Genomic DNA, 18,953 nt, shown 5'->3' on the forward strand with positions numbered 1-18,953 from the left:
GTCAGCTCACCCGATCCTGGCCCGCATACGGATCCGGAATCCCGAGCCGCGCCAGGATTGCGCGTTCGGCGTCTTCCATCTCCTCGGCTTCCTCATCGGATTCGTGGTCGTAACCGACCAGATGAAGGAAGCCGTGCACGGCGAGGTGACTGAGGTGGTGATCGAACGGTTTGCCTTCGTCGTCGGCCTCGCGGCGGACGGTCTGATACGCGATCGCGATGTCACCGAGCATCCGTGGCGCGCCGTCCGGCTGCACCTCGGGCTGCGCGGCAGGAAACGACAGCACGTTGGTCGGCTTGTCCTTGCCGCGGAACGAGGCGTTGAGCTGACGGATGTGATCGTCGTCGGTGAGCATCACCGCCAGCTCAGCGCCTCCGGTGTCGGCGTCGACTGCATCGGCGGCGGTTTCGATCGCGCGCAGCACGGTTGCTTCGGCCGATGCTTCGGCCTGCCAGCAATCGGCTTCGATCACGACTTCGGTGAAAGGACGAGCACTGTGGGTCATCGAAGCAAAATTACTATCCGGGTCCGCCCCGTTGCAATCGGGGCGGCGCCCAGGGCGTGGTTGCGACATCACGACTTACCATTCGCCGGGGACGGCGCTCCTTCGTAGGCGGCGACGATCCGCGCCACCAATTCGTGCCGGATCACGTCCTCGGCCCTGAATTGCACCTGCGCGATGCCCTCGACGCCGGATAGCAGCCGGGCCGCTTCGGCCAGGCCCGACGTCTGGCCGTTCGGCAGGTCGACCTGGCTCGGGTCGCCGGTGATGATCATCCGGCTGTTCTCGCCGAGACGAGTGAGAAACATTTTCATCTGCATCGACGTGGTGTTCTGCGCTTCGTCGAGGATGATCGCCGCGTTGGTCAGGGTGCGGCCGCGCATGAACGCCAGGGGGGCGATTTCGATCTCGCCGGACTGCAGCGCGCGCTCGACGATCCGGGCATCCATCAGATCGTACAGCGCGTCGTAGATCGGCCGTAAGTAAGGATCGACCTTCTCGCGCAGGTCACCGGGCAAAAAGCCGAGCCGCTCGCCGGCTTCGACCGCGGGCCGCGACAGGATGATGCGGTCGACTTCCTTGCGCTCGAACAGCTGCGCGGCGTGCGCCACCGCCAGCCAGGTCTTGCCGGTGCCGGCCGGGCCGACGCCGAACACCAACTCGTGGCGCTTCAGCGCGCGGATGTAGGAGTCCTGCGCGGCTGTGCGAGCCCGCACCGGGCGCTTACGCAAGTTGATCGCCTCGAACGCGGTGGCGGAGGGCTGCTTGGTGTCGAATTCGAACAGCGAGCCCTGGGCGATCACGGCGCGGATCGCGCCTTCGACGTCGCCCTGCACCAGATCGTGGCCGGAGATCGCCTGGGCATACAGCGTTTCCAACACGCGCCGTGCCGCATCGCAGCCCTCACGAGAGCCGCCGATGGTGATGTGGTTGCCGCGCGAGTCCACCACCACGCTGAGCCTGCGCTCGATCTGAGCGAGGTTCTGGCCGTAGGGGCCGACCAGAGCGGAGGCGGCACGGTTGTCGTCGAAATCGATGACGACCTGGGTTTCAGGCGGGTTCAAGCTGTCGCGATCGGGTTTGCGGCGGGAAACGAATGAAGACGAATCCGGTGCGCTTTTGACCAAGGGGGCTCAGGCTCCTGTGGCGGCCATCGCATCGGCCGGCCGGGAGGTTGCGGATGCGAGTTCGCCAAGCAGACTGTAGCGTTCGAGGCTATCGACGCGGACCGGGAGCACCTTTCCGATGATGCTGTCGGGCGCCATCACATGGGCGGGCTGCAGATAAGCGGTGCGGCCGACGATCTGACCGGGTTTGCGGCCGGCGCGCTCGAACAGGACCTCCACGGTCCGGCCGATCGCAGCCTTGTTGAAGGCCGATTGCTGCTGGTCGATCAATTGCTGGAGCTGCTCCAACCGCTCGTCCATGACCGCTGCAGGCACCATCTCCGCCATGTCCGCCGCGGGCGTGCCGGGCCGCGGGGAGTATTTGAACGAATACGCTCCAGCGTAGCCGATTTGTGCGACAAGCGCGAGAGTTGCGGAAAAATCGCGATCGGTTTCACCCGGGAAACCGACGATGAAGTCGGACGAGAACGCGATCGCCTCGGAGGCAGACCGGAACCGGTCGATCACGCGGCGATAATCGTCGGCGGTGTGCTTGCGGTTCATCGCCGCCAAGATCCGGTCCGAGCCGGACTGCACCGGCAGATGCACGAACGGCATCAGCGCCGGCAGATCGCGGTGCGCGGCCAAGAGATCATCGTCGACGTCGTTCGGATGGCTGGTCGAGTAGCGCAGCCGGACGATACCGGGAATTTCGGCAAGGCGCCGCACCAGGCGCCCGAGCGACCAGGCGCGCCCGTCCGGCCCGTCGCCGTGATAGGCATTGACGTTCTGGCCGATCAGCGTGACCTCGCGAACCCCGTTCTCGGCGAGCCGTTTGACGTCCTCGACGATCGCCGCCACCGGGCGCGACATCTCGGCGCCGCGGGTATAGGGCACGACGCAGAAGGTGCAGAATTTGTCGCAGCCTTCCTGGACAGTCACGAACGCCGAAATGCCGCGGGCACGGATCGCGTCCGGTGCCGGCTGCGGCAACACGCCGAACTTGTCCTCGATCGGGAACTCGGTCTCCAGCGCTCGGCCGTGCTGCTCGGCCTTTGCCAGCAATTGCGGCAGGTTGTGATAGCTCTGCGGCCCGACCACGACGTCGACCACTGGCGCGCGGCGGATGATTTCCTCGCCCTCCGCCTGCGCTACGCATCCGGCGACCGCGATCTGCATCCGCCGGCCATGGTTTGCGGCTTCGTCGCGCGCGACGCGCAGCCGGCCGAGCTCGGAATAGACCTTCTCGGACGCTTTTTCGCGGATGTGGCAGGTGTTCAGGATCACCAGGTCGGCGTCATCCACGTTCGCGGTCTCGACAAAGCCTTCCGGCGCCAGCGCATCCACCATGCGCTGAGCATCGTAGACATTCATCTGACAGCCGTATGACTTGATGTGCAGCTTGCGCGGCGGAGACATCGTGTGCGGGAGCCCAAACAAAAAACGCGCGTGTTCCAGCGCGTTACCGTCACTTATAGGCGAAACCCGGCGAAATCCAGCCGCGACCGGCGTTTTGCCGCGTGCGCTCCGCTGGACGCCTAAATTTCTTCAATGATTTCAGTTAATTGTCTCATGTCGTCAAAACAGCGGCCGGCCCCGGCAGCGGCCAGTGCGGCGGCAGTAGCATCGGTGCAATGACTGCCGCCGTGAAAACCGAGCACGGTCATGCCGGCGGCTTTCGCACCCAGCACCCCGGGCACGCTGTCTTCGATCACCACGCAGCGCTCCGGGGCGGCGCCCATCTGGGCCGCCGCGAACAGGAACAGGTCGGGCGCCGGTTTGCCGTGCGCGACCTGCTGGGCCGAAAACAGATGCGGGGCGAACCGGGCATGCAGGCCGGCATGGGTCAGTGCCACCCCGATGCGATCGAGCGTGCCGCTCGAGGCGACGCAGAACGGTCGTCCAAGCGTGTCGAGAGCGTCGGTGACGAATGGGATCGGCTGCAGCGTTTCGGCGAAAGCGCGCAGCAGCGCGTCGAGCAGGTTTGCTTCGATGTCGTCGGCGAAGCGCCGGCCAATCTCAGCTTCGATCTCGCGCCGGGCTTCGCGGCCCGAACGGCCAAGGAAGCGCGCCGCGACCTGGTCCGGCGTGATTGGATAGCCGTAGCGGGTCAGCGTCTCGGCGTGAACCCGACAGGAGATCAGCTCACTGTCGACCAGGACACCGTCACAATCGAAAATAACAAGTTCGGGAGTCACATCTGCGGCCGGCTGCAGTTTAAACTAATACGCCGCGAGCCGGTGAGCTCGCGGCGGATCGGCAGATGCGTCAGTTCGCGCTGCAGCTCAGGACTTATCGTCTTCGAGCGGCACGCAATACAGCTCGAGCCGATGATCGACCAGCTTGTAACCGAGGCGGCGGGCGATCTCGGCCTGCAGCTTCTCGATCTCTTCGTTGGTGAACTCGATCACCGTGCCGTCGCGCAGGTTGATCAGGTGGTCATGATGGCTGTCGCGCATCTGCTCGTAGCGGGCGCGGCCTTCACGGAAGTCGTGACGTTCGATGATGCCGGCATCTTCGAACAGCTTGACGGTGCGGTACACCGTCGAGATCGAGATCTTGTCGTCGATCGCAACGCAGCGGGTGTACAGTTCTTCGACGTCGGGATGGTCTTCCGACTCCGCCAGAACTCGTGCGATCACGCGGCGCTGCTCCGTCATGCGCATGCCGGTGGCGGCACAGCGGGCTTCGATTTCAGTTGCCTTGGGTTCGGACATCGGCGTCAACGTGGTTGCGGGTGAATGGTTATCTTGGTCATTGTTCTGCCACTGCAGGGCGATCAGGACAAGTCGCGACGCATTATCAATGCGTTCAATTGTTCCCCATTGGGCTGTCGGTAATAGCGCTCGCGTCGGCCAACCACCTGAAAACCGGTACGATTGTAGAGTCGCCGTGCCGGCTGATTGTTTTCTTCCACCTCGAGAAACACCGTGGCAACGCCACGCCCTGCAAGATGACCGAGGTGAGTGAGCAGCATTTCACGCGACAGACCGCGGCCCCGATACGAGGCGGCGACCGCAATTGATAGGATTTCGGCTTCGTCCGCGCCGATCCGCGATGCAACAAATCCGATGATTCGCCGGCCGACCCGCAGTCTGTGCACCAGCGTATTGCGCTCGCTCAAAAGGTCGGCGAATTCCTGCTCGTCCCAGCCGCGATGAAACGAAGCGGCATGCAGCTCGGCGAGCTTCGGCGCGTCGCGCAGCGTCGCCGTTTCGACCACGGTGTCGGCGTAGCCCCAGAATTCGGCCAGCCAAGTCATCATTGATGGCACATACGGCAGCGCGTCATGCGGCGGGCTGCGCCGATTGAGCGATGGGATCGATCTTCGGCTTGGCGTCCGGTGGCCGCAGGTAGAACGGCTTGGCAGGCGCGGCTTCCGGTGTTGCTGCTGCACCAAGCCAGGCGAGCCAGCCGATATCCGGGGCGGGGCGCTGATCAACCGCGAGCGGCGGCGGAGTCAGGGCCGGCCAGCGATCGGCAATCAGCTGCGCGGCGTTGCCGACCAGCCGCGGAGCGCCGTAACGTGCTGATTCCAGCGCTTCGGCGATCGGCGCCACCCGCGGGCGCACGATCATCGTGCCGTTGCCGGCGACGAGCTGGTAGTAGACGTGGTCGTGACGGGCATCGATCACCGACAGGATCGGGGTCTCGTCGGTTTCGCTCACCAGAGGCGCCGCGAAAGCCGACAGCGTCGTCAGCCCGACGACCGGTTTTGCGGCCGCGAGAGCGATGCCGCGCGCTGCCGACAGGCCGACCCGGAGGCCGGTGAAGCTACCAGGCCCCGTGGTTACCGCGATGCGGTCGATATCGAGAAAGCCGATTCCCGACGCGTCCATTACCCGGCCGAGCAGCGGCATCAAGGCTTCGGCGTGACCGCGCTGCATCGCTTGAGATTCGCCCGCGAGCAGCCGATTTGCCTCGGTGTCCAGCACCGCTGCTGCGCAGGCGTCGAGCGCCGTATCGATGGCGAGGATCAGCATCCGGCTAACATATCAGCAATGCGACGGTTGCGTCATGTCCCGGCCGGGGCGATCGACAACTATTCGGATGGGCGGCATGGCGCGGAGCGTCATGCCTGTTTGTCGTGCTTGCCTAGCGTTGCGGCAGTCGCCGGGTCAGGTGACCGGGCGAACTTCCACCACTTCGGGCACGAAGTGCTTCAGCAGGTTCTGGATGCCGTGCTGCAAGGTTGCGGTCGACGACGGGCAGCCCGCGCAGGCGCCGCGCATGTTGAGATAGACGATGCCGTCCTTGAAGCCGCGGAAGGTGATATCGCCGCCGTCGTTGGCGACCGCCGGACGCACCCGCGTTTCGATCAGATCCTTGATGATCTCGACCGTCTCGGCGTCGGCGTCGGCATAGAACTCGTCGTCGTCGCCGTCTTCACCGTCCGACTTGCCGCCGGCCAGGATCGGCGTGCCCGACATGTAGTGCTCCATGATGGCGCCGAGGATCGCGGGCTTGAGGTGCTGCCACTCGCCCTTGTCCTTCGTGACGGTCACGAAGTCGGTGCCGTAGAACACGCCGCTGACACCATCGATGTCGAACAGCCGCGCCGCGAGCGGCGAGCGTGCGGCCTGGGACGCGTCCGTGAATTCCAGCGTCCCGCTGTCGAGCACGCTCCGGCCGGGAATGAACTTCAACGTGGCTGGATTGGGGGTCGGTTCGGTCTGAATGAACATCGAATATCTCCATCGTCGCCGGTTCAAGGCCGGTGCGTGAGTTTCTCCTAGCAAATAGCGCTCGGAAACGCACGGTCAACCCGCGGGCTCTCCCGGAGGGAGCCGAAAGTCGCTGACAAAGCTCACATTTCCGAGTGAAGCGCGGTCAGGCGAGAGCGTCGATGTCGTCGTCGGTGAGGCTGGAGGCGACCATCATCACCGGCACAGGGAACGTGCCGAGATGGCGCACCATCGCGGTGACGATCGGGCCCGGTCCTTCCGGGCCATCATCCGCCGCCAGCACCAGCATCACGATGTCGACGTCCTGCTCGATCACCTTGCGCACCTGCGCGATGGTGTCGCCCTCGCGGATCACCCGCTCCGGCGTGATCCCGGCGACGCCGTTGGCGCGGCCCGAGGCGCGATCGAGCGCAAGCTCGGCGGTTTCGATTGCTTCGGCACGCATCACGTCGGCGACGCCGAGCCATTGCTGGTTCTTGTCGAGGATCTCGATCACCCGCAGCATCACCACGCCGCCGCCGACCCGCACCGCCCAGCGGCTGCCGTAATACACCGCGCGATCCCACTCGGCGGTGTCGTCGACGATCACCAGGCATTTCGGCTTGTGGCCGGATTCATAGCTCCGTCGCTGGCTGCTCATTGGTGCCCCCGGAGTTCCCCAGCGCGCGCCCGCGCAACGATGCGATGCTGCCATGGCTGCAGCGGGAAGGACAAGCGGGCGTCTCGGACACAGACGTCGTGCGCGGACTTGACCCGCATGCGGGGCAGAAGCCCCTTCGGCGCGGCGAAGGCCCGCGCGTCCATCCACCTTAGCAACAGTCCTACGAAGATGACGGATGGCCGGGGCGAGTCCGGCTACGACGGGCGTTCCAGAAGGGGAGCGTCTCAGCTCGTCTTGCGCACCATGCCCATGATGTCCTTCACGGCCCGCATGGTTTCGGCCGCGATCGCACGGGCCCGGTCGCTGCCGTCGGCGAGCACCGAGTCGACATACGCATGGTCGGCCGAGAGCCGCTTCATTTCGTCGGCGATCGGCGACAGCTTGGTGACGGCGAGGTCGACCAGGTTCGACTTGAACGCGGAGAACTGCGCGCCGCCGAACTCGGTGAGCACGTCGGCCTTCGGCTTGCCGGAGAGCGCAGCGTAGATGCCGACCAAATTGTCGGCTTCGGGCCGAGTCTCCAGGCCCTTTTCTTCGCTCGGCAGCGGCTCCGGATCGGTCTTGGCCTTCTTGATCTTCTGCGCGATCGCGTCGGCATCGTCGGTCAGGTTGATGCGCGAGTAATCGGAGGGGTCCGACTTCGACATCTTCTTGGTGCCGTCGCGCAGGCTCATCACCCGGGTTGCCGGGCCGGTGATCACCGGCTCGGGCAGCGGGAAGTAAGCGTCGCCAAAGCCCTGCGCCGCGATCGAGGCCGAGAAGTCGTTGTTGAACTTCTGGGCGATGTCGCGGGTGAGTTCGACATGCTGCTTCTGATCCTCGCCGACCGGCACATGGGTGGCGCGATACACCAGAATGTCGGCCGCCATCAGCACCGGATAATCGTACAGGCCGACTGATACGTTCTCGCGATCCTTACCGGCCTTCTCCTTGAACTGGGTCATGCGATTCAGCCAGCCGAGCCGCGCGATGCAGTTCAGCACCCAGGCCAGTTCCGAATGTTCCGCCACCTGGCTCTGGTTGAAGATGATCTGCTTCTTCGGATCGATGCCGGACGCGATGAACGCCGCCGTGACTTCACGGATGTTCTTGCGAAGTTCGTCCGGTCCGCCCCAGACCGTCACCGGGACGGTGATCGCGTGAAGATCGACGACGCAGTAAACGCAATTGTGCGTCTCCTGCATCTTCACGAAGTTCACGATCGCGCCGAGGTAATTGCCGAGATGCAGATTGCCGGTCGGCTGGATGCCGGAGAATACCCGCTGCGTGATGGCCATGATCGTGATTCCCGCGCTTGGTCTGGAAAAGGCGCCGTGAAGTGGCACAGCTCCGCTAGTCGCGCAAGCCGCGTGGCCGCCGCAGCGCATGGAGCGCCGCATTCGGCCGGACCACGCCGAGCAGGATCAATGCGGCCGCATAGACGATCAGGCCGCCGCCGATCAGGACCGCCAGCACAGCGGCTTGGACCAAAGTGGAGCCCGCCGCAGCGATCGGCAGCACAAAGCTGGAGGCCTGCCACAGCAGGGCGCCCATCGCACCGGCTGCGAGCGCGATCAGCATCAGACGGCGCCGCGCCGGCGCATCGATCGTGACGCCGAAACGCTGCACGCCGCGCCCCAGCAGCAGGGCTGCGTTGCTCCAGGCGCCGATGCTGATCGCAGCCGCCACCCCGGCGGCGCCAAATAGCCGCCCGAGCAGCACGGCGGCGACAAGTGCGACCGCGACCGAGATGAGGGTCGCCATCAAAGGCGTGCGGGTGTCCTCGCGGGCGAAGAACGCGGCCGACCAGTTCTTGGCCAGCACCTGGGCCGGCAAGCCTGCCGCCAGCACCGCCAGCGCCTGAGCGGTGGCGGCGGCGTCCGCGGCGCTGAACGCGCCGTGCTCGAACAACAGCCGCACGATTGGTTCGGCGAGTACGATCAGTCCGAAAGTCGCAGGCAGCGCCACCCCGACCGCCAGTTCCAAGCCGCGCGAGGCAGCTTCCGACAGCGCGGTCCGATCGCCGCCGCGGACGGCGCGTGCCAGTTCCGGCACCAGCACCGCGCCCATCGCCACGCCGACGATGCCGAGCGGCAGCTCGATCAGCCGGTTGGCGAAATACAGCCACGACACTGCCGCCGGCTGCGACGAGGCGATGATGGCGCCGGCGACGATCAGGAGCTGCGGCCCGGAATTGGCAATCATCCCGGGGATCGCCTTGGCGAAGAACGTCCGCATCGCAGCGTCGAAGCCGGCGCGCAGCGGTGTCGCCAGCCGTTCGCCGTGGCCGTTGAACGCCAGGATCGATAGCTGCAACAGGCCGGCGACGCCGACCGTGCCGGACAGGATCAGCGCCGCGGTGGTGGGGTCATCGTGACCGAGCAGCAGCGCGGCGGTGACGATGATCAGCGATGCGTTGAACAATAGCGGCGAGAACGCAGTGAGGCCGACTTTGCCCTGCGCGTTGAACAACCCCATCATCACCGCGACCGGGCCGGCGAACGCCAGATAGGGTAGCATCAGACGGGCGTCGCGGGTCGCCATCAGCAGGGCGGGCTGGCCGACGAAGCCCGGGGCCAGCACCGCGATCAGCAGCGGCATGAACACACCGAGCAGGATCGCCAGCAGCAGAGTTGCAAGCGCGATGGTGCCGAGCAGCCGCCCGGCGAACGCAGCCGCCGCGGCCGTGCCGTTATACTCCCGGACTTTCAGCCAAGCCGGCACCAGCGCGGCGTTGAGCGCGCCTTCGGTCAATAGCCGCCGCGTTACATTGACGAGCTGAAACGCCAGCAGGAACGCATCCGCCACCACGCCGGCGCCGAGCAACGCCGCGACTAGCGCGTCGCGAACGAATCCCAATAAGCGTGACGACAGAGTCCCTGCGGAGACGGTGAGCAGCGGGCGAAGCATTCCGGCCTTATAGCCGGATTGCCGGCGCAACGGCCCGGCGCAGCTCGGTTTAGTGGCCGATTGGTAAAGGGGGTGGCCCTGTTGGCCGGTAGGCTTCCTTACTCCCGCCGTCATGGCCGGGCTCGACCCGGCCATCCATCCTATCTCAAAACAGCATCTTGCGAAGACGATGGATGCGCGGGTCGAGCCCGCGCATGACGACCTTGGGAACCGCCCTCGCTTGCGGCTGCCGACCCGAACATGATAGGCCGGCGCGCCTTTCGCGCGGCCGGCGATGCACCGGCCCGACCCGCACGATTGCGGGATTTTCCTTGTTTCTCCCCGCTATGGATCGAATTCGATGAGCTCAGCCCAATACGATGTCCTCGCCATCGGCAACGCGATCTTCGACGTGCTGGTCCGCACCGAAGAGGACTTTCTGGTCAAGCACGGCATGGCCAAGGGCGGCATGGCGCTGATCGACGAAGCCCGCGCCGCGGCGATCTATGCCGACATGGGCCAGGCCACCGAAATGTCCGGCGGCTCAGCGGCCAACACCATTGTCGGCCTCGCCTCGTTCGGTGCCCGCACGGCCTATCTCGGCAAGGTCAAGGACGATCAGATCGGCAAGCTCTATACCCACGATATCCGCGCTGCGGGCGTCACCTTCGATACCAAGCCGGCAACGGGCGGCCCGGCGACCGGCTGCTCCTACATCCTGGTGACGCCGGACGGCCAGCGCACGATGAACACCTATCTCGGCGCTGCGCAGGATCTGTCGCCGGCCGATATCGACGAGGCCAAGATCGCCGCCTCGGCCATCATCTATCTCGAAGGCTATCTGTGGGATCCGCCGCAGGCCAAGGAAGCGTTCCTGAAGGCCTCGAAGATCGCCCATGGCGCCGGTCGCAAGGTGGCACTGACGCTGTCGGATGCGTTCTGCGTCGATCGTTATCGCGGCGAATTCCTCGAGCTGATGCGGTCCAAGACCGTCGACCTGATCTTCGCCAACGAGGCCGAGCTGCACTCGCTGTACCAGACCTCGGATTTCGACGCGGCGCTGAATCTGCTGGCTCAGGACGTCTCGCTCGGCGTTGTCACCCGGAGCGAGAAGGGCTGCGCGGTGGTCGATAAGGATGGCGTCACCCTGGTGCCTGCCGCCGCGATTGATCAGCTCGTCGACACCACCGGCGCCGGCGACCTGTTCGCGGCCGGCTTCCTGTTCGGTCTGGTCCGCAACCTCGGCTACGAAAACGCCGGCCGCCTCGGCGCGCTGGCGGCAGCCGAAGTGATCCAGCACATCGGCGCCCGCCCGCAGGTGTCGTTGAAGGAACTGGCGCAGCAGCACGGGCTGGCGGTGTAGTTCGCTCTCAAGCGGATACATCAGCGTTCGTCATTCCGGGGCGCGAACGCAGTTCGCGAGCCCGGAATCCATAACCCCTGCCGTTGCTACTTACGCACGGCGGTGGCTCTGGCCGTGCCTATCCGCGATTCCAGGGAGTATGGATTCCGGGCTCGCGCTCCGCGCGCCCCGGAATGACGACTACTAATGTCGGTGCACGGCTCGCCTGAAGCCAACGCCTCACGCCGTCTTCATCGCTTTGAGCCCGAGCTTGGACTCGACCTTCTCGCGCATGATGAATTTCTGGATCTTGCCGGTCACCGTCATCGGGAATTCGTCGACGAATTCGATGTAGCGCGGGATCTTGTTATGGGCGATCTGGCCCTGGCAGAACGCGCGGACGTCGTCGGCGGTCAGCGTTTCTCCCGGGCGCGGGCGGACCCAGGCGCAGAGTTCTTCGCCGTAGCGGTCGTCGGCGACACCGAAGATCTGGACGTCTTGGATCTTGGGATGGCGATACAGGAATTCCTCGATCTCGCGCGGATACAGGTTCTCGCCGCCGCGGATCACCATGTCCTTGATGCGGCCGACGATGTTGCAGAAGCCCTTGTCGTCGATGGTGGCGAGGTCGCCGGTGTGCATCCAGCCGGCGGCGTCCAGCACGTCGGCGGTTTTTTCCGCCTCGTCCCAATAGCCGAGCATCACGCTGTAGCCGCGGGTGCACAGCTCGCCGCGCTGGCCGCGCGGCACGATCTTGCCGTCGAGATCGACGACTTTCACTTCGACATGCGGATGGATGCGGCCGACGGTCGAGACCCGCCGCTCTTCCGGATCGTCGACCGCGCTCTGGAAGCTGACCGGGCTCGTCTCGGTCATGCCGTAGGCGATGGTCACTTCGCGCATGTTCATTGCATCGTTGACCCTTCGCATCACTTCCACCGGGCACGGCGCGCCCGCCATGATCCCGGTGCGCAGTGACGACAGATCAAAGCTGGCGAATTCCGGATGATCGAGTTCGGCGATGAACATCGTCGGCACGCCATACAGCGCTGTGCACTTCTCGCGTGACGCGGTCTGCAGCGTCACCAGCGGGTCGAAGCCTTCGCCGGGATACACCATCGCGGCGCCGGAGGTGACGGAGGCGAGGCTGCCCATCACCATGCCGAAGCAGTGATACAGCGGCACCGGAATGCAGATCCGGTCCGCCTCTGTCAGCTTCATCGCGCGGCCGACGAAGTAACCGTTGTTGAGGATGTTGTGATGCGTCAGCGTCACGCCCTTGGGCGAGCCGGTGGTGCCGCTGGTGAACTGGATGTTGACGGCATCGTCGAACTGCAGCTCGCTTGCGAAGGCGGCGATCTGATCGCGGTGCCGCGCGCCGCCCATGGCCGCGACCTCGTCGAACGCAATCGTCCCCGGCGCTTTCGGTCCGCCGATCTGGATCACGGTGCGCAGCTTCGGCAGCTTGGCCGATTGCAGCGCGCCCGGCGACGAGATCGCCAGTTCCGGGATCAGCGTGTTCAGCATCTCCATGTAGTGCGAGGTCTTGAACGCGGTGGCCGTCACCAGCGCGGCGCAGCCGACTTTGGCGAGCGCGAATTCCAGTTCGCTCAGGCGGTAGGCCGGATTAATGGTGACCAGGATCAGTCCCGCTTTGGCGGCGGCGAATTGTGTGAGGGTCCATTCCGGTCGGTTCATCGACCAGATGCCGATGCGGGCGCCGCGCTCCAGGCCGAGCGCGAGAAAACCGGCTGCCAGCGCATCCACCCGCGCGGCGAAGTCGCTCCAGGTCCACCGGGTGTCATGGCTGGGTGAAACCAGCGCTTCGCGATCCGGCCACAGCGCCACCGCGCGGTCGAGCGCCTGGCCAATGGTAATTCCGAGCAGCGGGGCGTCGGAGACGCCGCAGACATAGCTGGGGGTCGAGCTGGTCACGTCCTTGGTCCTCGCCTTATCGCCCGGGCTTCTTGGAGTGCCGGGTCGTCATCGTGTGGGCTTGTCGCCTCTTTCACGAAGCATAGCGCCGCCGGCGGGGCATTGCGACCCCGCCGACGGCGCGAGAACTCAGGCTGCCTGCTGTCCGGCGCCGAGAGCGGCATAAACGCCGCGCTCGAACGCAGCGAACGCCTCCAGGCACTTGGCGTCGGCGAACGGCAGCACCTGCATCAGGATCACGCCGCAGACGTCACGGGTCGGATCGATCCAGTAATAGGTATTGGCGAGCCCGGCCCAGGCGAGGCTGCCGGCGCTGCGGCCTTCCGGCGTCTTCTCGGTGTTGATCAGGAAGCTGAGGCCCCACTTCTTGGTCATGCCGGGATAGAGGTCGACGTCGTTGGTGGCGAAGGCAATCGCCGAGTTCAGCTTGGTGACGTTGAGATCACCGATGTGGTTCTGGCCCATCATCGCCACGGTCTCGGGCTTCAGCACCTGGTTGCCGTTGCCGCGGCCCTTGTTGAGGATCATCTGGGTGAACTTCAGATAGTCCGCCGCGGTGCCGTACAGGCCACCGCCACCCATGTGGAATTCCGGTTCCTGCGCGACCTCGAACGGGATCGGCGACAGCGAGCCATCCTCGCCGCGGGCATGCACCGCGACCAGCCGCTTCCGTTGTTCATCTTTGATCTTGAAGCCCATGTCGGTCATGCCGAGCGGCGCGAACAGATGATCGCGCAAATATGCGTCCAGCTTCATGCCGCTGGCCGCTTCGACCGCCTTGCCGGCGAAGTCGATGTTGATGCCGTACTCCCAGCGCGTGCCCGGATCAGACGCAAGCGGCGTCTTCAGCGCGGCTTCCTGGCAGCCGATGATGCCGGGGATGCCGTGCCGCTCCATGTACTTCACCATGTCGGCGTTCCACATGTCGTAGCAGAAGCCGGCGGTGTGGGTGAGCAATTGCCGCAGCGTGATCGGAGATTTGGCCGGCCGGGTCTTCGGCGTACCGTCGGCGTCGAATCCGTCGAGCACCAGCGGTTCGGCGAGATCGGGCAGCACCTTGCCGATCGGCTCGTCGAGCGACAGCTTACCTTGCTCGACGAGCTGCATTGCGGCCGCAGCCGTAATCGCCTTGGTCATCGACGCGATCCAGAACACGCTGTCGGTGGTCATCTGCTCGGGTTTCGACAGATCGCGCTTGCCGAACGCGCCCTGATACAGGACCTCCTTCGAATTGCCGGCGATCGCCACCACGCCGGGGATATCCCCGCGCTCGCTCATCTGTCGCAAGCTTTGATCGATCTGGTTGCTGCTCTGCATGTTCGTCCTCCCTTGTTTGGCTGGCAGTTTCTAAAAGCGGCCGGATTTTTCACCGAGCGGTTCCGCTCCGCAAGCGATAACGAGGTCGAGCGACAAAGTCTCGCATTTGCGAGCGACGACGATTTCGTGCCGGGAACGAACGGGGTGGCGTGGCGTTCACAAAGTCGCCGCAGTGTTGAACCTCGCGGCGGCAGCCAACGTCCAACTCAAAGTTGCGACGCCCTCGCCTGGAGCACCGAGATGATCCCGACCTGGAGTGACTGGAAGCGCTATCCGCAGCCCGGCCGCGGCGGCAATATCGAGGCGCCGATCAGTCCGGGGATCTATGAAGTGCGATACGCCCAGACCGGTGCGCTGTACGGATTCGAGGCAGTCGACAATCTGGCGGTCGCACTCGCGCAACTTCCTGTGAAGTCGCGCGTCGGGTCGTGGTTCGGACGCCGCGCCGCACAACCTTTCCCCGAGCTTGAATACCGCATCTGCGCCACAACTTCCCGGGCGCATGCACGCACCGCAGCCGATCGGATGGTCAATCGCCGAAGCACCTGGATTGCCGGCGCCGCCTGAGCGACTTGCGGAGCGCCTCCATTCACAGTCGCGAAATCGCTCCTCATGCGAAGGACGAGGCCGGCCTGCGCTGTGCTCCCCGCGTTCTACCCCTATATTGACCGGCAACCGGGATCCATCGCGGTCCCGCCTGCGATCCACCAGCAACGCCGGAGCATTCAATGTCACCCACCGCCGCCGCACGCGCCGCCGATCAAGCCGCCTCTCTGCGCGATCGGCTAAAGGACCCGTCGCTGCTGCGCGAGCAGTGCTATATCGACGGCGCCTGGTCGGGCACGTCGACGATCGCGGTGACTAATCCGGCGAGCGGGCAGACGATCGCCAAGGTGCCGCATCTCGGCGCCGCCGAGGCAACTCAGGCGGTGGAGGCTGCCGCGCAAGCATTTCCGGCCTGGGCGAAGCTCACTGCCAAGCAGCGCTCCAACATCTTGCGCAAATGGTTCGAGCTGATCATCGCCAGCCGCGAGGATCTGGCTCTGATCCTGACCTCCGAACAGGGCAAACCGCTCTCCGAGGCGCTTGGCGAAGTCGATATCGGCGCCGCCTATGTCGAGTTTTTCGCCGAAGAGGCGCGGCGGGTGTATGGCGAAACCATCCCGACCCAGCGCGCCGATGCGCGGCTGATCGCCATCAAGCAGCCGATCGGCGTCTGCGGCGCGATCACGCCGTGGAACTTCCCGAGTTCGATGATCACCCGCAAAGTCTCGCCGGCGCTCGCAGCAGGCTGCACAGTGGTGCTGAAGCCGGCCGAGGAAACGCCGCTGAGCGCCTTCGCGCTGGCGGCGCTGGCCGAAAAGGCGGGCGTGCCGAAGGGCGTGTTCAACGTCCTCACCGGCGATGCGCCGGCAATTGGAAAGGTACTGTGTGAACATCCGGCCGTCCGGTTCGTCGGTTTCACCGGCTCCACCGAAGTCGGCAAGATCCTCTACAAACAGGCGTCGGTCGGGGTGAAGAAGCTCGGATTGGAGCTCGGCGGTAACGCGCCGTTCATCGTGTTCGACGATGCCGATGTCGACGCTGCGGTCGAAGGCGCGATGGTGTCGAAATATCGCAACATGGGCCAGACCTGCGTTTGCGCCAATCGGCTCTACGTGCAGGACGGCGTCTACGACGCGTTCGTCGAGAAGCTCGCCGCCAAGGTCAAGGCCATGAAGGTCGGCGACGGCACCGAGCAGGGCGTCACCCAAGGGCCGCTGATCAACGAGGCCGCGGTCGAGAAGACCGAGCGGCACATCGCGGATGCGCTATCCAACGGCGCCAAGATCATCACCGGTGGCAAGCGTCATGCGCTCGGCGGCACCTTCTTCGAGCCGACCGTGCTGGCCGATGTCCGGCCCGACGCGCTGGTGGCGCATGAAGAAACCTTCGGCCCGCTGGCGCCGGTGTTCCGCTTCAAGGACGAAGCCGAAGTGATCAAGCTCGCCAACAACTCGCCGTTCGGCCTCGCCAGCTACTTCTACGCCCGCGATTTGGGCCGCGTCTGGCGCGTTGCCGAGGCGCTGGAGAGCGGCATGGTCGGCGTCAACACCGGCCTGATCACCACCGAAGTCGCCCCGTTCGGCGGCGTCAAGGAATCCGGCCTCGGCCGCGAAGGCTCACATCACGGCATCGAGGAGTATGTCGAGATCAAATACGTGATGATGGCGGGGATCTGAGAGCAGCCTTGTCGATGAACGGCGCGCCGGGTGACGCGCCGTTCGTCGTGGGGACTATTGCTGGCCGAGCGGGGTTGGCTGCTGTACTCGTGTCACCGGCGGCGGGGCCCAGCGGCCGGTCAGGGCTTCCTGCTTGGGTGCGTACATCCGCATCGTCAGGGTGAACGGTCCTTTTGGCGCCGGCAGCCAGTTCGATTCGTGCTCGGTGCCGGGACTGGCGTTCTGGATCAGCAGGTCGAGCGAACCGTCGGCGTTGGGCTTCAGCGGCATCCAGCTGCTCAGCGCTTGGCGCTGCAGCGCGTTCGGCACCGGAAAGCCCTCGGAATCGTACAGCGTCAGCGACCAGAACGTGTCGACCGGCGGTGTGGCGCCCTTCTGGAAATGCAGCACGTAGTTGCTGGTGCCATCGAGCGGCTTGCCGGTCTCGTCGGCAACGTTGACCGGATAGATCGCGTCCTCCGGCACGTTGGCGCCGAGCCCGAACTGGGCGACGATGGCGCGCTTCAGGTAGTAATTTCCGTACACGCCCATGGTGTCGATGTTCATGCTCCAGCCATTGGTCACGCGGGCCATGGTCGGCATCTTCCAGCTCATCAGCTTCAGCGCCTCGGCCGGTGCTGCGTCCAGTGCTTTCCGCACGTTGGGCGCGGCTTTGCCGAGATCGAAGCCCTTGCCCGGCTCCAGCCCGATCCGGCGCAGCCGCGCGATCATCGGCTGGTCGGTGATATGCGGCGGGTTCTGTTTCAGGAGTTCGGCCGCGTACGCGAAAAACTGGCCGGCCGGCATGCTGTCGACCTGCTGCTTCGGCGGCATCTTCATGTCGATCGTGGGATCGGGCACGAAGGCAGGGGCCGGCACCGGCGGCTTGCCCCATTGCGACAGCGGCGTCGCGGTGTAGCCGGCTTGGATCTGGTGCACCGCTGCGTAGTCCGCTGGCCCGTCGGTCTTGGTGCGGCCGATGATCCAAATGATCGGCGTCGGCGATTCAACCCGCTGCATCCCGGTCGGCACAGCGCCGCTCCAGCCGGGCGCCGTGACCAGGAATTTCTGCGCCTGGGTGCCGGTGGTGCGCCAGCCGGGCGAGGCGAACACGTCGGTCCACATGTCCAGCATCGGCAGCAGGTAGTAGCGGCCGTTCGTGTCGGGCGCCGTCACCACCATCGGCTCGCGCGACAGGTCGAGCCAGGCGATCGAATACAGCGTATCGAAATTTGGTCGCACGATCGTCCTGAAATCCGCCGGCGGATAAGCCGGCACGCTGACGAAGCTATTCATCGGCCCTTTGCCGAACTCCTTGCCCGCCTCGACATTGGTCGATTGCTTGCGGGTGAGATCCATCGTCACCAGCGGATAGAGATACAAATAAGCGTCGACCCCGAGGCTCAGCGCCTCTTCGTCGGAGACCGGCGCCTGCTCGCTACGCGCGGGCGCCGTCATCAGCAAGAGTGCGGTCGTTGCGGCCGCCGATATCGCCTTCAACCACCCAATCATGGTGCAGTCCTCCCTTGACGCATCGCAGATTGCGTTCCAGGCAGGATGCTGAGTGGGGCGCGGACTGAGCTATGACGCAGGTCAAACGGCCGGTAGCTCGCCTGTCGATTCCGGACGAAAGACTGGTAATTTTACGGGGTTATTGCCGCAGCATGATCAGCGGGTCAGCGGTATCGGGCATCTTGCGCCACTGCGCATTGTCGTCGGCCTCGAACCGCCAAGTATCTCCGTTCGGCGCGACCAGCAGCATCGCACCATGCTCGAGCCGCCACATCGTCGGGCCGAAGCCGGCGATCTGCGCATCGCAGCGCGGCTTCAGGAACGCCTGGAAATTATCGTTGCCCGCCTCGGTGTTAGTCAGCGTCAGGCCGCAGACCTGGCGGCCATTGCCGCGCACCATCGTCCAGTCGCCGATCATCTGCTCCATCGATTTGGCGAGCGAGCGGGCTGCGACCAGGTTCTGCAGGATGTAGATCCCTTCGCCGTCGCGATGGCCTTCGAAGATGCCGCTCTCGACCTCGGTGAAATCGATCACCGAGTCGCCGTCGGCGGTCTCCAGCCTGACGATATCGAGACCCTTCACGTCCCAGGCGACGATCGCCTTGGTGAACGGCAGCGTCTTGGCGCAGTCTGGCTCCAGCGTCAGTTTCAGCCCCTTGGCGGCGGGCTCGGACGTCAGCGTCACGACGCAGGTCTTGCTGCGTTCGGTGGTCGCCAGCTCCCACTGGCCGACCATGTCCTTCTTCATCGAAGCTGCGTCCTGTGCCGCGGCAGCGGACGCGAGCAGCGCCGAGAGGATCACCGTGCCGAACGCGCGCCACATG

Annotated in this window: 18 protein-coding genes; 3 read left to right on the forward strand and 15 right to left on the reverse strand. The window is 65.1% G+C overall.

Annotated elements, in window-relative coordinates:
• Nucleotide 1: 1 nt before the first annotated feature.
• The 11 genes from ybeY to murJ form a co-directional block, all read right to left on the reverse strand.
• The gene (ybeY, locus tag HZF03_RS02265; protein ID WP_165858094.1) at nucleotides 2–505 is read right to left on the reverse strand and encodes an rRNA maturation RNase YbeY; all 504 of its coding nucleotides are present in this window, start codon (nucleotides 503–505) and stop codon (nucleotides 2–4) included.
• A 68-nt stretch (nucleotides 506–573) separates the two neighbouring features.
• A complete protein-coding gene (locus HZF03_RS02270) occupies nucleotides 574–1,629 on the reverse strand; it encodes a PhoH family protein (protein ID WP_119017562.1) in 1,056 nt (351 codons plus the stop codon).
• A 6-nt stretch (nucleotides 1,630–1,635) separates the two neighbouring features.
• Nucleotides 1,636–3,027, reverse strand: a complete 1,392-nt coding sequence (gene miaB, locus HZF03_RS02275) for a tRNA (N6-isopentenyl adenosine(37)-C2)-methylthiotransferase MiaB (RefSeq protein WP_119017561.1) — start codon at nucleotides 3,025–3,027, stop codon at nucleotides 1,636–1,638.
• A gap of 119 nt (nucleotides 3,028–3,146) precedes the next feature.
• Nucleotides 3,147–3,806: an HAD family hydrolase gene (locus tag HZF03_RS02280; protein ID WP_119017560.1), complete on the reverse strand. Its 660-nt coding sequence runs from the start codon at nucleotides 3,804–3,806 to the stop codon at nucleotides 3,147–3,149.
• 87 nt (nucleotides 3,807–3,893) lie between these two features.
• On the reverse strand, nucleotides 3,894–4,325 hold the full coding sequence (locus tag HZF03_RS02285) for a Fur family transcriptional regulator (protein WP_011156018.1): 432 nt from the start codon (nucleotides 4,323–4,325) through the stop codon (nucleotides 3,894–3,896).
• Between the two features lie 62 nt (nucleotides 4,326–4,387).
• On the reverse strand, nucleotides 4,388–4,873 hold the full coding sequence (gene rimI, locus HZF03_RS02290; protein WP_011156019.1) for a ribosomal protein S18-alanine N-acetyltransferase: 486 nt from the start codon (nucleotides 4,871–4,873) through the stop codon (nucleotides 4,388–4,390).
• A 22-nt stretch (nucleotides 4,874–4,895) separates the two neighbouring features.
• Nucleotides 4,896–5,591, reverse strand: a complete 696-nt coding sequence (tsaB, locus tag HZF03_RS02295) for a tRNA (adenosine(37)-N6)-threonylcarbamoyltransferase complex dimerization subunit type 1 TsaB (protein ID WP_011156020.1) — start codon at nucleotides 5,589–5,591, stop codon at nucleotides 4,896–4,898.
• Nucleotides 5,592–5,726: 135 nt separating this feature from the next.
• Nucleotides 5,727–6,293: a NifU family protein gene (locus HZF03_RS02300; RefSeq protein ID WP_119017559.1), complete on the reverse strand. Its 567-nt coding sequence runs from the start codon at nucleotides 6,291–6,293 to the stop codon at nucleotides 5,727–5,729.
• Nucleotides 6,294–6,438: 145 nt separating this feature from the next.
• On the reverse strand, nucleotides 6,439–6,933 hold the full coding sequence (locus HZF03_RS02305) for a universal stress protein (RefSeq protein WP_012494166.1): 495 nt from the start codon (nucleotides 6,931–6,933) through the stop codon (nucleotides 6,439–6,441).
• Nucleotides 6,934–7,178: 245 nt separating this feature from the next.
• Nucleotides 7,179–8,231: a tryptophan--tRNA ligase gene (trpS, locus tag HZF03_RS02310; protein WP_119017558.1), complete on the reverse strand. Its 1,053-nt coding sequence runs from the start codon at nucleotides 8,229–8,231 to the stop codon at nucleotides 7,179–7,181.
• 55 nt (nucleotides 8,232–8,286) lie between these two features.
• Nucleotides 8,287–9,843: a murein biosynthesis integral membrane protein MurJ gene (gene murJ, locus HZF03_RS02315; RefSeq protein ID WP_119017695.1), complete on the reverse strand. Its 1,557-nt coding sequence runs from the start codon at nucleotides 9,841–9,843 to the stop codon at nucleotides 8,287–8,289.
• Between the two features lie 340 nt (nucleotides 9,844–10,183).
• Between murJ and HZF03_RS02320 the strand changes: the two genes are divergently transcribed.
• Nucleotides 10,184–11,185: an adenosine kinase gene (locus HZF03_RS02320; RefSeq protein WP_119017557.1), complete on the forward strand. Its 1,002-nt coding sequence runs from the start codon at nucleotides 10,184–10,186 to the stop codon at nucleotides 11,183–11,185.
• Between the two features lie 219 nt (nucleotides 11,186–11,404).
• Here the strand turns inward: HZF03_RS02320 and HZF03_RS02325 are convergent, their stop codons facing one another.
• Both HZF03_RS02325 and HZF03_RS02330 read right to left on the reverse strand, forming a co-directional pair.
• Nucleotides 11,405–13,099, reverse strand: coding sequence for an AMP-binding protein (locus tag HZF03_RS02325; protein ID WP_119017556.1), 1,695 nt, complete (start codon nucleotides 13,097–13,099; stop codon nucleotides 11,405–11,407).
• A gap of 129 nt (nucleotides 13,100–13,228) precedes the next feature.
• Complete coding sequence (locus HZF03_RS02330; protein WP_012494171.1) at nucleotides 13,229–14,416, reverse strand: serine hydrolase domain-containing protein; 1,188 nt, start codon at nucleotides 14,414–14,416, stop codon at nucleotides 13,229–13,231.
• Nucleotides 14,417–14,656: 240 nt separating this feature from the next.
• On the opposite strand from HZF03_RS02330, the gene HZF03_RS02335 reads away from it, so the two are divergent.
• Together HZF03_RS02335 and HZF03_RS02340 are read left to right on the forward strand one after the other, a co-directional pair.
• Nucleotides 14,657–14,983 carry a hypothetical protein gene (locus tag HZF03_RS02335; protein ID WP_042440721.1) on the forward strand — a complete coding sequence of 109 codons (327 nt, stop codon included), beginning with the start codon at nucleotides 14,657–14,659 and terminating at the stop codon, nucleotides 14,981–14,983.
• A 161-nt stretch (nucleotides 14,984–15,144) separates the two neighbouring features.
• On the forward strand, nucleotides 15,145–16,638 hold the full coding sequence (locus tag HZF03_RS02340; RefSeq protein ID WP_119017555.1) for an NAD-dependent succinate-semialdehyde dehydrogenase: 1,494 nt from the start codon (nucleotides 15,145–15,147) through the stop codon (nucleotides 16,636–16,638).
• A 54-nt stretch (nucleotides 16,639–16,692) separates the two neighbouring features.
• Here the strand turns inward: HZF03_RS02340 and HZF03_RS02345 are convergent, their stop codons facing one another.
• Nucleotides 16,693–18,129, reverse strand: a complete 1,437-nt coding sequence (locus HZF03_RS02345; protein WP_119017554.1) for a DUF1254 domain-containing protein — start codon at nucleotides 18,127–18,129, stop codon at nucleotides 16,693–16,695.
• 139 nt (nucleotides 18,130–18,268) lie between these two features.
• Complete coding sequence (locus tag HZF03_RS02350; protein ID WP_012494175.1) at nucleotides 18,269–18,952, reverse strand: protease inhibitor Inh/omp19 family protein; 684 nt, start codon at nucleotides 18,950–18,952, stop codon at nucleotides 18,269–18,271.
• Nucleotide 18,953 lies beyond the last annotated feature (1 nt).

Origin of the sequence: Rhodopseudomonas palustris (assembly GCF_013415845.1) — a bacterium.
GTDB classification, from domain to species: Bacteria; Pseudomonadota; Alphaproteobacteria; order Rhizobiales; family Xanthobacteraceae; genus Rhodopseudomonas; species Rhodopseudomonas palustris_F.

Coding starts and splice junctions, on each gene's coding strand:
- HZF03_RS02285 (WP_011156018.1), bottom strand. CDS start 4,325: ATGTCCGAACCCAAGGCAACTGAAATCGAAGCCCGCTGTGCCGCCACC.
- HZF03_RS02350 (WP_012494175.1), bottom strand. CDS start 18,952: ATGTGGCGCGCGTTCGGCACGGTGATCCTCTCGGCGCTGCTCGCGTCC.
- HZF03_RS02335 (WP_042440721.1), top strand. CDS start 14,657: ATGATCCCGACCTGGAGTGACTGGAAGCGCTATCCGCAGCCCGGCCGC.
- HZF03_RS02300 (WP_119017559.1), bottom strand. CDS start 6,293: ATGTTCATTCAGACCGAACCGACCCCCAATCCAGCCACGTTGAAGTTC.
- HZF03_RS02305 (WP_012494166.1), bottom strand. CDS start 6,933: ATGAGCAGCCAGCGACGGAGCTATGAATCCGGCCACAAGCCGAAATGC.
- rimI (WP_011156019.1), bottom strand. CDS start 4,873: ATGATGACTTGGCTGGCCGAATTCTGGGGCTACGCCGACACCGTGGTC.
- HZF03_RS02320 (WP_119017557.1), top strand. CDS start 10,184: ATGAGCTCAGCCCAATACGATGTCCTCGCCATCGGCAACGCGATCTTC.
- murJ (WP_119017695.1), bottom strand. CDS start 9,843: ATGCTTCGCCCGCTGCTCACCGTCTCCGCAGGGACTCTGTCGTCACGC.
- HZF03_RS02330 (WP_012494171.1), bottom strand. CDS start 14,416: ATGCAGAGCAGCAACCAGATCGATCAAAGCTTGCGACAGATGAGCGAG.
- HZF03_RS02345 (WP_119017554.1), bottom strand. CDS start 18,129: ATGATTGGGTGGTTGAAGGCGATATCGGCGGCCGCAACGACCGCACTC.
- trpS (WP_119017558.1), bottom strand. CDS start 8,231: ATGGCCATCACGCAGCGGGTATTCTCCGGCATCCAGCCGACCGGCAAT.
- miaB (WP_119017561.1), bottom strand. CDS start 3,027: ATGTCTCCGCCGCGCAAGCTGCACATCAAGTCATACGGCTGTCAGATG.
- HZF03_RS02340 (WP_119017555.1), top strand. CDS start 15,145: ATGTCACCCACCGCCGCCGCACGCGCCGCCGATCAAGCCGCCTCTCTG.
- tsaB (WP_011156020.1), bottom strand. CDS start 5,591: ATGCTGATCCTCGCCATCGATACGGCGCTCGACGCCTGCGCAGCAGCG.
- ybeY (WP_165858094.1), bottom strand. CDS start 505: ATGACCCACAGTGCTCGTCCTTTCACCGAAGTCGTGATCGAAGCCGAT.